General features: G+C 55.9%; 9 protein-coding genes. 3 read left to right on the forward strand and 6 right to left on the reverse strand.

Features of this window, described 5'->3' with window-relative positions; all coding sequences use genetic code 11:
- Positions 1–24: 24 nt before the first annotated feature.
- The gene (locus HCH_RS21585; RefSeq protein ID WP_011398571.1) at positions 25–396 is read right to left on the reverse strand and encodes an MmcQ/YjbR family DNA-binding protein; all 372 of its coding nucleotides are present in this window, start codon (positions 394–396) and stop codon (positions 25–27) included.
- 385 nt (positions 397–781) lie between these two features.
- Between HCH_RS21585 and HCH_RS21590 the strand changes: the two genes are divergently transcribed.
- Together HCH_RS21590 and HCH_RS21595 are read left to right on the forward strand one after the other, a co-directional pair.
- Positions 782–2,359, forward strand: coding sequence for a carboxylesterase/lipase family protein (locus HCH_RS21590; RefSeq protein WP_011398572.1), 1,578 nt, complete (start codon positions 782–784; stop codon positions 2,357–2,359).
- Between the two features lie 149 nt (positions 2,360–2,508).
- Complete coding sequence (locus HCH_RS21595; RefSeq protein ID WP_011398573.1) at positions 2,509–3,432, forward strand: recombination-associated protein RdgC; 924 nt, start codon at positions 2,509–2,511, stop codon at positions 3,430–3,432.
- Between the two features lie 66 nt (positions 3,433–3,498).
- On the opposite strand, the gene HCH_RS21600 is transcribed toward HCH_RS21595, so the two are convergent.
- Positions 3,499–6,231 carry a bifunctional acetate--CoA ligase family protein/GNAT family N-acetyltransferase gene (locus HCH_RS21600; RefSeq protein WP_011398574.1) on the reverse strand — a complete coding sequence of 911 codons (2,733 nt, stop codon included), beginning with the start codon at positions 6,229–6,231 and terminating at the stop codon, positions 3,499–3,501.
- 246 nt (positions 6,232–6,477) lie between these two features.
- Here HCH_RS21600 and HCH_RS21605 point away from each other — a divergent pair, with 246 nt between their 5' ends.
- On the forward strand, positions 6,478–7,401 hold the full coding sequence (locus HCH_RS21605; RefSeq protein ID WP_011398575.1) for a histone deacetylase family protein: 924 nt from the start codon (positions 6,478–6,480) through the stop codon (positions 7,399–7,401).
- Between the two features lie 102 nt (positions 7,402–7,503).
- Here the strand turns inward: HCH_RS21605 and fliS are convergent, their stop codons facing one another.
- The 4 genes from fliS to HCH_RS35050 form a co-directional block, all read right to left on the reverse strand.
- On the reverse strand, positions 7,504–7,899 hold the full coding sequence (gene fliS / locus HCH_RS21610; RefSeq protein ID WP_011398576.1) for a flagellar export chaperone FliS: 396 nt from the start codon (positions 7,897–7,899) through the stop codon (positions 7,504–7,506).
- 61 nt (positions 7,900–7,960) lie between these two features.
- Positions 7,961–9,931 (reverse strand): flagellar filament capping protein FliD, encoded by a 1,971-nt coding sequence (fliD, locus tag HCH_RS21615; protein WP_011398577.1) that lies wholly within the window; start codon positions 9,929–9,931, stop codon positions 7,961–7,963.
- A 129-nt stretch (positions 9,932–10,060) separates the two neighbouring features.
- Entirely contained in the window at positions 10,061–10,507 is a 447-nt protein-coding gene (locus HCH_RS21620) for a flagellar protein FlaG (RefSeq protein WP_011398578.1), read from the reverse strand.
- 80 nt (positions 10,508–10,587) lie between these two features.
- Positions 10,588–12,648 carry a flagellin gene (locus HCH_RS35050; protein WP_011398579.1) on the reverse strand — a complete coding sequence of 687 codons (2,061 nt, stop codon included), beginning with the start codon at positions 12,646–12,648 and terminating at the stop codon, positions 10,588–10,590.
- Between the last annotated feature and the right edge of the window lie 68 nt (positions 12,649–12,716).

Here is a 12,716-nt window from a genome sequence, read left to right on the forward strand (position 1 = left end):
CGATTTAGTCCGCCGCCCGCCGCTTTATGCCTCCGACGCCAGTTGCGCCAACGCCAGACGGCGTTTTTTCGGCAATCCCGCGGCGGCTTTATCGTAGGACCAGTCGATCAGCTCACGCAAATAGTCTTCGTTAAACGCGGTTGCGTCAACGATGGACACCCAGTGAAACCGGTGCATGTAGCGCGCCGGTTTCACGCCATCCTGGTCCGTCAATTCCAAAAACCGCTCAGGCGTGGTTCTCACACTGAAGCGCCAGCGTTCCGGCTCGCTGGTTTTGAAATAGGCGAACTTTCGTCCCAGCACGTAAAACACCAGCACATTGGAAGGCGCTCCATATTCGGTCCGGTCCACGCCGGGCAGTGCGAGGCAATAGTGTTGGATTTGTTCAATATTCATTGCAGTAAAACTCTGAGGCTGAAAGCATTGGCTGGCCAACCCTTATAACGGACAGCAGGCTGGATTTCTATTGAAAACTGTCATTCGCGACATCGGATACAAATACAAGCCTCAGAAAGACTCTACGCCATACTCCGCAACGGGATTTCTAACACCCTGACTATAAAAGACTTTTAAATTACACGGGAAAAATATAACAAATGGACTATAGCAAGCAGGGCGCAAACCGCCCATAAATCAACGCCATGTTAATACGCAGGCGCATGGATGCGCCTGCGCGGCGTCCAGCCGCGGGAGACAGGGCCTGACCTGTGCAGGCCCTGTCGTTGCAGACAAATAGAAGGACGCTATTTGTCTGCCTGGTCAATAGTTCAAGGGTTTTAGAATGCACTCAGGAAACACCGGATACAAAGTCTTAACAACCTTGGCCAAAGCGATGCTGCTGTCCGGGTTATTACTGTCCGGCGCTCAAGCGGAAGACCTTAACGGCCCGTTGGCCCAGGTCAAATCAGGGCTGATCAGGGGCGTAAACGAACTTGGCGTACGCGCTTTCAAGGGCATTCCCTACGCCGCGCCGCCCATCAAGGAAAATCGCTGGCGGCGGCCGCAGCCGGTTCAACCCTGGAGCGGCGTCCGCGTCACCTCCCAGTTCGGCCCGGCCTGCGCCCAATCCGCGCAAGAAGATCCCAACACCAAGCTGCCGGCGCCATCGGTCAGTGAAGACTGTTTAACGCTCAATGTCTGGACGCCCTCTTCACCAGTCGGCGCGCCCGACGCGCCCAAACCCGTGATGGTGTGGCTGCATGGCGGCGACTTCCGTAGCGGCGTCGTCAGCTATCCCCTGAGTAATGGCGCCCAGCTGGCGAACCAGGGCGTTGTAGTGGTCACGATCAATTACCGTCTGGGATATTTCGGTTTCTTTGATCATCCCGCTCTGGTTCGCGAGGACGTCACCACTCCCGCCAACTTCGGGCTGCTGGACCAGATTGAAGCTTTGAAATGGGTGCAGGAAAACATCAGCGCCTTTGGCGGCGATCCCGGCAACGTCACTCTGGCGGGAGACGACGCCGGCGCAGTCAGCGCTTACTACCTCATGGCCTCCCCCAAAGCGCTGGGATTGTTTCATAAAGTCATCGCCCAAAGCGGCGATCCCTGGCTCAAACTGGAAGACCGTAATCAGGCGAAAAAGTCAGGCATGAAAGCCGCTACGCAAGCAGGCGTCGCCGCCGATGCGGACGCGGCTCAGCTACGCGCCATTCCCGCCGGAACCTTAATAAAGTTGAATAGCGAGTTGCCGCCGGACGCGGCGTTCGGACCGATCATCGGCGATGAAGCGGCGCCCTACGCCTTGCTGGATGCAGTGGACCGCAAGTTGATGGCGCCGGTACCCCTGCTGACTGGCGTCAACAGCTATGAAGTCAGCATTGCGCCGCAATTGAGTCTGACTCAGGAAACCATTCTCGCGCCACTGGGCGATCAGAAGGACGCCGCGCGCGCCCTGTATCCAGAGGACTGGAGCGACACGCAGTTTGCGGAAAAAGTATTTTCCGACATGCGCTACAACGCCCCCAACCGCTGGCTGGCGCTGGAGCAATCCCATCGCGCCAGCGCCTGGTTCTACTATTTCAACTACGCGCCACAGTATCTGCGCGAGCAATTTGCTGGAACGCCCCACGGCTGGCATCTGCCGTTCACTTTCGGAACCTACAGCCTGATTCCTGAGATGTACGCCAATTTCCGACCTCAGGACATCACCATGGCGCGGCGTTTTCAACGTTACCTGGTCAACTTTATGCGCAGCGCCTCGCCCAGTGATCCCACATTGCCCAACTGGCCTGCCTACAATGCCCAGAATCAGATCATGATGGTGTTGGGCGACGCCACCGAACCCATGGCGGGACTGTTCCGCCAGAGAATTGAATTTTTCACGACGCTTTACCGTAACAGCAATAAAAAATATTGATACGCGATCAGGGCCGGCGCCGATGCGCGCCTTCGCCCCGCCGTCGTCCGTGGGGGGGCGGGAATTACGAAACCTCAACTAGCCAAATTCCTCCTGGTCCACCATAATTCCCGGCCCGATTTCCTTCTTCACTAAGAATATAGAGACCTATGCTTTTCAAAAACGCACTGATTTACCGTTTCACCAAACCCGTGCCCTGGCCTTTGGAAGACCTGGAAACCGGTTTGAGCGAACATGCTTTCACCCCTTGTCAGGCTAATGACACGTATCGCCTGGGTTGGGTTCCCGCAGCGCCCCTGGTCAGCGATGCGCTGGTCTATCAACAAGGCCGCTATCTGTTGCTGACTCTCAAGCGGGAAGAAAAAATTCTACCCGCCAGCGTCATTAAGGAAGAAGTGGAAGAACGCGCTCAGGAAATCGAAGAGCGCGAGCAGCGCAAATTGCGCAAGAAGGAAAAGAATGAATTGAAGGAACAGGTCATCACGGTTCTGCTGCCACAGGCGTTCAAGCGTTCGCGCCTGATGTCCGCCTACATTGACCTGGACAAGGGTCTGCTGGTGGTGGATACCTCCTCAGGAACCCGTGCGGACGAGTTCACCTCCTTCCTGCGTCAGTCCATGGGCACGCTGCCGATTCGCTTTGTGGCGCTGAATGAGGCCCCTGCGGTGCATTTTTCCGACTGGGTGCAAAAAGACAGCACGCCGACGCCTTTTGTTTCCGGCGACAACTGTGAACTGCGTTCCGGCGACGGCTCCGATACCGTTATCCGCTGCAAGGGCACCGAATCGCTGACTGACGCCATCTCCACGCATATCGAGAACGGCATGCAAGTCACGCAACTGTCCCTGGAGTGGGACGAGAAGCTGAGTTTCGCCGTGGGCGACGATCTGAAGATCAAGCGCATCAAGTTTATGGACACCCTGCAGGAGCAGTTAAAGGACGGCGATACGGGCGAAGCCGCCGAGCGTTTCGCCGCCGATTTCAGCTTGATGACGCTGGAGTTCTCCCGCATGACGGACGACCTGATCAAGGTCCTGGGCGGGGAAGACCTGTCTGCGGTGATTCAAGAGTAAATCAAACTCTCAACGCGGGCCGAATCCAAACCTGACGGAGCGGCCCGCGCTGTTTCGCGCCTCAACTTATTTGGACTTCAAGCGTTCCGCCTGCCACTCGTCCGGCGCATTTAACGGCAGCCGCAGGGCCATGACCCCTTCTTCATCATCGTAGCGAATACTGAATCCCAACTTCTCCGCCAGACGCAGCATCGGCTTATTATCCGGCAGCACTGAGCCCACCATTTCCACCGTTCCTTTTTCCCGGCAGTACTCAATGATCTTGCGCATCAACACCCATCCCAGGTTTTCGCCACGCAGGTCGTCGCGCACGATGATGGCGAACTCGCATTGCAGGTTATCCGCATCAGTCCAGGCCCGCACCGTTCCCAGGGTATCCTCGCCGTAGCCGCTTTCTTTCGGAGACATGGCGATAAAGGCCATTTCCCGGTCATAGTCGATTTGCAGCATCTGCACCATTTCGTCATGGGTGAAGGATTTCCGATAATGGAAAAAGCGATAGCGAATCGACTCCGGCGACAGGCCGGAATAGAACTCGATGTGACTGGGCTCATCCTCTCCCCGGACGGGACGGATTTCCGCCTTGCGCTTGGATTTGGGCAACATGATCCACTCCCGCAACTCTTGCGGATAGGGTTGGATCGCCAGCTTCGCCGGCTTGTCGAGATCAATCATGGCGTTGACCGCCACCGCGCCGTGCTTGTCGAAGTACAGCGGCATGACTTCAAGGCCTTTGATCTCAGGAATATCGATAATGATCTGCGACAGAATCACCAGGGTTTCGCAGATTTTGGCGATATCCTGCTCCCGGTTATAGCTATAGTCTTTCAACAGGCGAAACATGTGCGTCTGTTGCAACAAATCCCGGGCCAGCACCATGTTCAAGGGCGGCAGGGCCAGCTTGCGATCCGTCGACACATTCACCGCCGCGCCGCTGGCGCCGCATACCATCAAAGGCCCAAACACCGGGTCGCGGGTCACCCCCAGACTGAACCCCACCCCACCGACGGTCTGAAAACTCGGCTGCACCGCAAACCCGAGGAAACCGCTGTCTGGGTAATGTTCTCTGTAATGCGTCAACAGATAACGGCAGGAATCGCGAATAGACGCTTCCTCCACCAGCCCCTTCACCCTGCCCTTGTAGCGGCCGCGGCCGGTCTTCTCGTCTTTGAAAGGGATACAACTGTGCTCGTGCAGAATGCGGATATCCACCGGCGCGCCAAACTCCCGCGCCACCTCCACGACTTGCTCTTCCGTTTCGCAATAACGCGTATCCAGCATATTGATGCCGTAGTCGGTGAGAATCTGCCGCGACTCCGCATTGGTCAACACACGTCGCCCTGATGCGTATATCTTCTGTATGGTCTTGCGCGCACGGGAACGGTCCACTATCGGATCAGTGTAGGATTCCGGTGTTTCCCGCAGCACCCGCTGGCTGCGCTGGTGATTAACCATGTGCATGAAGGCCTTCACCGCCTTGTCCGGCGTGGAGAACGTAGGCACGCCACTATGGAAAAACGCTTCCCTGGCGTCATACACCGTGCTGTGGCCCAACCAGCAGGTGAAAATATTCAGGTGAGAGCGTTTGCCTGCTTCTATCACTGCATCCGCCACCTGCAGGCTGTCTTCGGTCAGAGACGGTGCGTACAGCACCAGCACATTGGATACATGCGGGTCGCGCCCGAGAATCTCCAACGTACGCCGGTACAGTTCCGGATTGGCGTCATAGTTGAGATCAATGGGGTTGCGGCGCGTCCAATACGGGGGTAGATGCTTGCCCAGTTCACTCACCGTTTCCGGCGACAACGAACCCAGCTCGCCATTTAAAGAAGCCAGCCGATCCACCGCCAGCACCCCTGGCCCCAAACCGTTGCTGATAATGTGCAAGGGTTCGCCCCGCACGGGCTTCATCCGGGTCAGGGTCTCCAGGGCGTCGAACATTTCATCGGCGCCGTTCACCCGCAACACCCCGGCGCGTCGGAATACCGCATCGAAGATTTTATCTCCGTCCACCACGCCCAAGGGCAGCTCCGCAGGCCGCCATTGCGATGCGGGAGTGCGGCCGCTTTTCACGGCGATCACCAACTTGCCCCGTGACACCGCCCGCACGGCGGAAATAAAACGCCGGGGCGAATGAATATTCTCCATATGCAGCAAAATCGCTTTGGTGCTGCGATCCTGGGCCAGGTAATCAATCAGGTCGTCCAGCCCGACATCAATACCGTCCCCCAGGGTGGTAAGGTGCGAAAAGCCGATGCCCCGGGTGAACGCCCAGTCGATCACCGCGCTGGCGAGAGACCCGGACTGGCCGATATAGGCGATCTTGCCCGGCAGCACTCCCATATGCATGTAGGTCGCGTTCAGATTGCTGGCCGGGGACAACATGCCAATGGTTTCCGGCCCCAAAATACGGATGCCGTACTCAGACGCGATTTCCTGTACGGAATACATCAGCGGCCGACCGCTGCGGCTATGAGTGCGCGACAGACCGCCAGTGAGGATCATCGCGGTCTTAACCTTGACGTTTCCCAGCACCCGGACAATGCGCGGCACGCTCTCCGGCGGCGTACAGATAATCGCCAGATCCGGACGAAACGGCATCTGTTGCGGGCGCTTCACGCAGGGAACGCCATGTACGTCGTGGTAGCCCTTGTCGTTCACCACCACCAACCGGCCTGAATAATCCGTGGACATCAGATTGCGCAACACCATACCGCCCAGGTTATTGGAGCGTTCTGAGGCGCCGATCACGGCGATGGACTTAGGGTTGAACAACGCTTCTAAATGTCGGGTTCCCAATCTGTATTCTCCATTTGCGTTGACAGGCTCCGGACCCGGCGACTGCGGAAACGCCGCCGATATCTAAGATACATAGACCAATACCGGCCACTTTGACAGATATCAAGATCCCCCGCTTTGACTGACTTGGCGTAATTCGACGCGCCCGCCTCAATCGAGGGCGCGGACTATAACATTCGCCCCATCACCGGTTTCAAGCGGTTATGGCTTTGCAGTAGACTAAAAGCCTCTAAAAGGAAAACAAAGATGAAAACCGCCCTTTTCTATCATAAAGACTGTACATTGCACGACATGGGCGAGGGGCATCCCGAAAGCCCCATGCGATTGCAGGCGATTATGGACCGGCTGGAACATGCCGGCATACTGCAGGAAGTGGACTTGGTCGAGCCGCAGGAAACCGACCGCGACAAGATTATCCGGGTGCATCCCTCCCGCTACGTTGAACAACTGGAAAATCTGAATCCGGACAAAGGCCGCATTATGGTCGATCCGGACACCGCCCTGATGCGTCACAGCCTGCGCGCCGCCTATCTGGCGGCGGGCTCTGCGGTAGAAGCGGCGAATATGGTGCTCAGCGGTCAGGCGAACACTGCGTTTTGCGCCGTGCGTCCACCCGGCCACCATGCGGAGCGCAGCAAGTCCATGGGCTTCTGCTTTTTCAACAATATCGCTATCGCCGCCCGTCACGCCATGGACTTTCACGGCCTGGAGCGCATCGCCATCGTGGATTTCGACGTGCATCAGGGCAACGGCACGGTAGACATCTTTCAGGACGACCCCCGGGTGCTGTTCTGCTCCAGTTTTGAATATCCACTGTACCCTTTCAGCCATCACGCGGTGGACCGCCCCAATATCATCAACACGCCGTTGGACGCCCATACCCGTGGGTTACAGTTCCGCCGCAGCGTCGAGCGGGACTGGCTCGCCCGCCTGCAGGATCACCGCCCGCAGTTGATATTGATCTCAGCGGGTTTCGACGCCCATAAAAAAGATCCGTTGGCGCATCTGGAACTGGAAGAAAGAGACTACCGCTGGATCACCCGCCTGCTGATGGATGTAGCGCGGGTTTACAGTAATGGGCGCATTGTCTCTATTCTGGAAGGGGGATATAACTTGAACGCCTTGTCCGCCAGTGTAGAAGCGCATATGGAAGGCTTGATGGGGAACTAAGCATGCTTTACGAAGGGCGACTCAACATTTGATCAGGAACTCCGTCCGATTTCGGCGGACGGAGATCCCATAAGGTTGCGGGAAGCGGTTATTCAGACCTGACTAGACCAGCCCTTTTTCCAAGGCTTCCTGACGGATGCCGTCCCAGCCGTTCTTGACCTGTTTCAGCAAACCCGCCACTTCATCCAGAATCATCGCATCATTTTGCAGGTTGGCTTCGAACAAACGACGTTCCATGTATTCGTACAATGCATCCAGACGCTCAGCGATATCGCCGCCTTTGTCTTTATCCAGAAATTCGCGCAGTCCGCCGATAATCTCGACCGCCTTGCCGATCAACCGATTCTTGCCTTCAAAATTCTTGGCCAGGATCTGCCCTTTCGCCATGGTGATGCGCTCCAGCGCCCCATCGAACAACAGTTGGATCAACTTGTGTCCATCCGCATCGACGATGCTGGTCTGACGATTCACGCTCTGATACTGATGTAACGCGTTCATTGTAATAGCAACCTCATAATTACTCGTCTGTGATCTTAAGCGCCTGAATCAGGCCCGCCGCTTAACTCTTGCTTCCGGTGCTGCTGGCCAGCAACGCTTCCAACTGCGTGGACAGAAAATTTTCAGTGTTCTTAAGCTGGGAAATTATCAAATCCGCTGCAGTGAACTGACGCGCCAGTCTGTCGGTAAGGGCGGTGATTCTGTCATCCAGCTCCGTACGGTCTTCGGAGATTTTTTCCAGCTGTGAATTAAAGCCATTGATGGCGACCGTAATCAAACCTTCGGAGGACAGATAACTATTCACCAGGTCGACCATCTGGTCTCCCACCCCTTCAATATAAGTCGCCTCGCCTCGCGCACCGGTAGCGCCACCGGTAATTTGCAGTTTGAGTCCTTTGGAGTCTCCTTCTGAGGAGGTCAGGTACTGGCCATTGCCGGTAGCGGCTTTACCATTGATTGTGCCGGCGACATCCAGGCCATCTACGCCGGTGGCGACAGTCAAACCCAGCTGCGCTGCGGTATTGGTGTCGATAGCAGTGATCTCAACCGTGGATGAACTGCCATATTGTCCAGAGGTAAACACCAGCTGATTACTGCCGTCCAACGACACTGTCACCCCAGAGCCAGCGATATTCGCATCCGCATCCAGTTGTGTCTGAATTTCCGCCAGCAGCTCACTATCAGTGTAGGTGGCGGCGGTCAGGGTAATAGTGTTGGACTCTACCCCATTGACTTTGATCTTGAAGGTGTCGTTGTCCGCGTCAATAACCGTGGAGCCGCCCAACGCCACATTACCAGTAAAAGCCCCCTGGGTCGCAACCTGAGTGATATCTACGGCGTAGGAGCCAATCTTCGTGTTTATCCCGGCGCTGACATACTTAACTTGGGCGTCCGTGGTGCGGCCTTGATCGGCGAACAAGGCCGCCACGTCATTCGGGTAGCTTTGCAGCTTGGACTGAAATGTAAGGCTGTTGAACTCCAACTGTCCCGATTCTGAGTTGGTCGTAATTCCCAGCTCAGAAAGGCTACGCACGTTCGAGCTTTCCAGTCCGGGAACAATGGAACTCAGCGTAGAGCGCAATTGCGTGGAGATAGTGCGCACCGTGGAGCTGCCCAGCAAAGTGCCTTTTTCTCCGGTATCACTGTCAAAAGCAGTGACTTCATTAATGATTTCCTGCAAAGCATTATATTTATCCACCAAATCCTGGACCCTTTCGGTCACAGCATTCAGATCTTTGCTAACGGTAACGTTGACTGCGCTTGCGGTTTCTGCGTTTAAAGTCAGAGTCAGGCCGTCCACCACGTCATCGACAGTGTTCAACGAGCGGGTGATCGCCACGCCATTCAAAGTAAAGGCGGCGTCTTCCGCTGCGACGTCCTGAGTTAAATTCTGGTTGGTGGCGTTATAAATAAACTGGGAAATTCCAGAAGCGTCCGTACTGTTGCCGTCGTTATCCGTCGCCGAAATGGAAATAGCGTTCGCCAGGCCGGTTTTTGAGGCGGATAACACAAGCTGATAGGAGGAGCCGTTGTAGATAACGGAGGAGTTAACATCCAACCCCATATCGTTAATAGCGTCGGACAACCCCTGCAACGTGTTGTTGCTGCTATCTACGGTCAGGTTTTCGGTAACGCCGCCAACAGTGAAAGACAGTGTTCCAGTTCCTACCGTCGTGGTGTCTTTATCAGCGAAAGTCCCGGAACTCAATGATTGCGCGACAGCCAGGTTGCTGACGGTAAGCGCATATGAACCGGTTTTGGCGGAGGTGTTGGCGGTGACGCCAATAGAAGAGCCGCTGGAGGTCGCCGTATTGCTGGACATCGACTCCGGCGTACTCAATGTTCGGGCGGACAAACGCAGGTCGGTGATTGCGCTTTTCAGACGACTCAGATCGCTGAGTTTGGCCGTCACTTCATCTTCTTTAAGATCCAGCCTTTTTTCCGTCGGCTCACGCTCAGCACTGGCCAGCTGCTCGATCAAATCGCTGGTCAATACTCCCGAGCCGATGCCTATTGAAGAAACGCTTGCCATGTGACGCCAACCTCACGGGTTATGTGTACGATCATATCTCTATTTATCGGCAAAAAGGGGCAAATCTTTGCCCCTTTTTTTGTTACGGATCGTAAATCCCTGCCGAACCCTGTCTGATTCCGTCAAGCCTCACGCCTTGGCGGAAAACAGATTCACTGGTTCATCCTGCTGCAAGTTGCGCGCCAGCTTGAGCGCCAAGTCATCAGGAATCTGCCTCACTACTTCTTTTGTGGTTCTGTCCAAAACAGTAATGACCGTTCTTCCCGAATCCTCATCCAGTTCGAACTGCAGGTCGCGTTGCACAGATTGAACGTACTCGTTCAACTTCGTCACCGCTTCCCTCAGCTCCTGGCTCTGCTCCCTTACCAACTGTTGCTTCTGCTTGTCAGCGATATCGTTGCTGGGTTGGGCTGCGGCGCTCTGCTTCGCAGCCTGCGTATCAGGCGTAGACGTGGCTACCCCGGACTTAACCTTAGGTTCAATCGGAGGTGACGACGTCGCGGACTGAGCAGCCGGCAAACTCACGGGCTTCGTGACCGCCGACATACTCAGTTCATTAGTCTTAACGTCATTCATATCTCACCTCTTAGCATGTCTTAACGCTTAAACCGGCCGGAAGAGATCATCCGGCCGGTATGTCACGTTAGTTCACTCCGTTACTGCAGGAGCGACAAGACTTGCTGGGGTCTTGCATTTGCCTGCGCCAATATTGAGATACCGGCCTGTTGCAGTACCTGCGCCCTTGACAACGCCGCAGTCTCGGATGCGAAGTCTGCGTCCCTGATCCGGCTGTTGGCGGAGTTCAGGTTCTCGTTGTTCACTTCCAGGTTCGCAATCGTGTTCTGGAAGCGGTTCTGGATGGCGCCCAGTTCCGCCTGTTTGGACGTTACAGTCTGCAATGCGTTATCCACCGCTTTCAGGGCTGACTCAGCGCCAGCTACCGTCGAGATGTCCACATCTTGCAGCAGAGAGCCGCTTTCGGCGCCGCCGAATGTGCCGATTCTCAAACCTGCTTTCGCCAGACCGGCGGAGTTGGTGTTGGATTCAACATCTATTTGACCGCCAGACAACAGAGTCACAGAGCTGACAAAGGTCGTGGTGGTGATGCTGGCCATCGCTGTGGCGCCGCTGATGTCGATGTTACGACCGTCCGCAGCCACCAGAGTGAAGGAGTCAGAGTCCAGTACTTCCGCAGTCACGCCAGTCTGGCCGGATTTCTGATTGATCGCGTCAATGATCGCCGCCTGCTTCACAGCAACATCGTCAGTGGTGCTGAAGCTCGCGGTGATGGACACGCCGTTAACCGTGATTGTGGCGGAGGCTGTCGTGGTCGTCAGGTTGCCTGAGTTCACGCGGTTTTCGTTAGCCAGCGCAGTGACGCCAGTCTGATCAGAGGCGCGGTTGATCGCAGCCGCTTTCGCGATGGCGCTACCGTCCGCATTCGCAGTGGAGGCCGTGTCGTCAGTGGTCAAGCTGGGTCCGATAGCCACGTTGTTGATGACGATGTCGCCAGTCACCAGAGCAGTGGTAGAACCGTTATCGCTCACAATACCCGCGTTATTTCCGCTGAATGAGCCCACTTCAAAACCGGCGTTATCGATGTTGCCTGTAGTCGTAGTCAGTGCAATGTCGCTGCCGTCGTCGCTTGAAAGCGAGTAGGTGCCGACATAGGCGTTACCCAGGGAGCTTGCAGCGGCCAGACCAAAGGTGGCCAAGGTGTTGCTCGTAGTTTCAGTCAATACGATGTTACGACCGTCGTCGGCCACCAGAGAGATACCCTTGGCGGTGTCGCCGTCGAAGACCGCACGCACGCCAGTGGCGCCGGATTTCTCGTTAATAGCGTCTGCTGTCGCTTGCAGGTTCTGCTCGACAGTCAAGGTGGTGCCTTTACTCAGACTGATGCTGACCCCGTTCAGGTTCAAGGACACGTTCGCCGCAGTTGCGTCGGCGGTCGTGGTGCCGGCGACATAGTTTGCATCGACAGAAGCGGTGACGCCGGTCTGATCGGCGACGTCATTAATGGCCGCCGCCTTGGCAATGGCGCTGGAAGCGGCATGGCTGGTGGAAGCCGTGTCGTCAGTACCCACAGAAGCGCCCACAGAGATACCGTTGATAACGATGTCCCCTGCAACCATTTCGTTGCCGGTGCTGCCTACAACCAGAGCGGTTGTAGTCGTTCTGCTGGAAATACCGCTGGTGTCCGCCGTTCCCAAAGTGCTGGTATCCAGCTTGGAAATGGACACGTTAATAGTGTTCCCCAAATTGGCGCCGGTTTGGAAAACGGAGTTCTGGAAAGAACCGTCAAGCAGTTTCTTACCGTTGAAGTTGGTCGTCTCAGCGATGTTTTCAATCTCGCTGATCAGCTGATCAACCTCTTCCTGCAAGGCTTCACGGTCGATAGTTGAGTTAGTGTCGTTCGCAGATTGCAGTGACAGTTCACGAATACGCTGTAAGCTGTCTTTCATTGAACTCAAGGCGCCTTCTGCTGTCTGCGCCAACGAGATCGCGTCCCCCGCATTACGAACCGCGACGTTGGTGCCGCGAATCTGAGCGTCGAAACGTGTTGAAATCGCCAGACCTGCCGCGTCATCTTTTGCGCTGTTGATGCGGAGACCCGAGGAAAGCCGCTGCAGCGCCGTATCCCCTGACCGCTGTGAAGCGTTCAGGTTACGCTGCGCATTCAACGACGCAATGTTGGTATTAATTATTTGAGGCATATTTGCTTCTCCTGTAACCCTTCTCACTCGGTTAAGAGGTTCTCGCTTCTACACAGCAGGGCCGGTCG

Origin of the sequence: Hahella chejuensis KCTC 2396, from assembly GCF_000012985.1 — a bacterium.
GTDB lineage: Bacteria > Pseudomonadota > Gammaproteobacteria > Pseudomonadales > Oleiphilaceae > Hahella > Hahella chejuensis.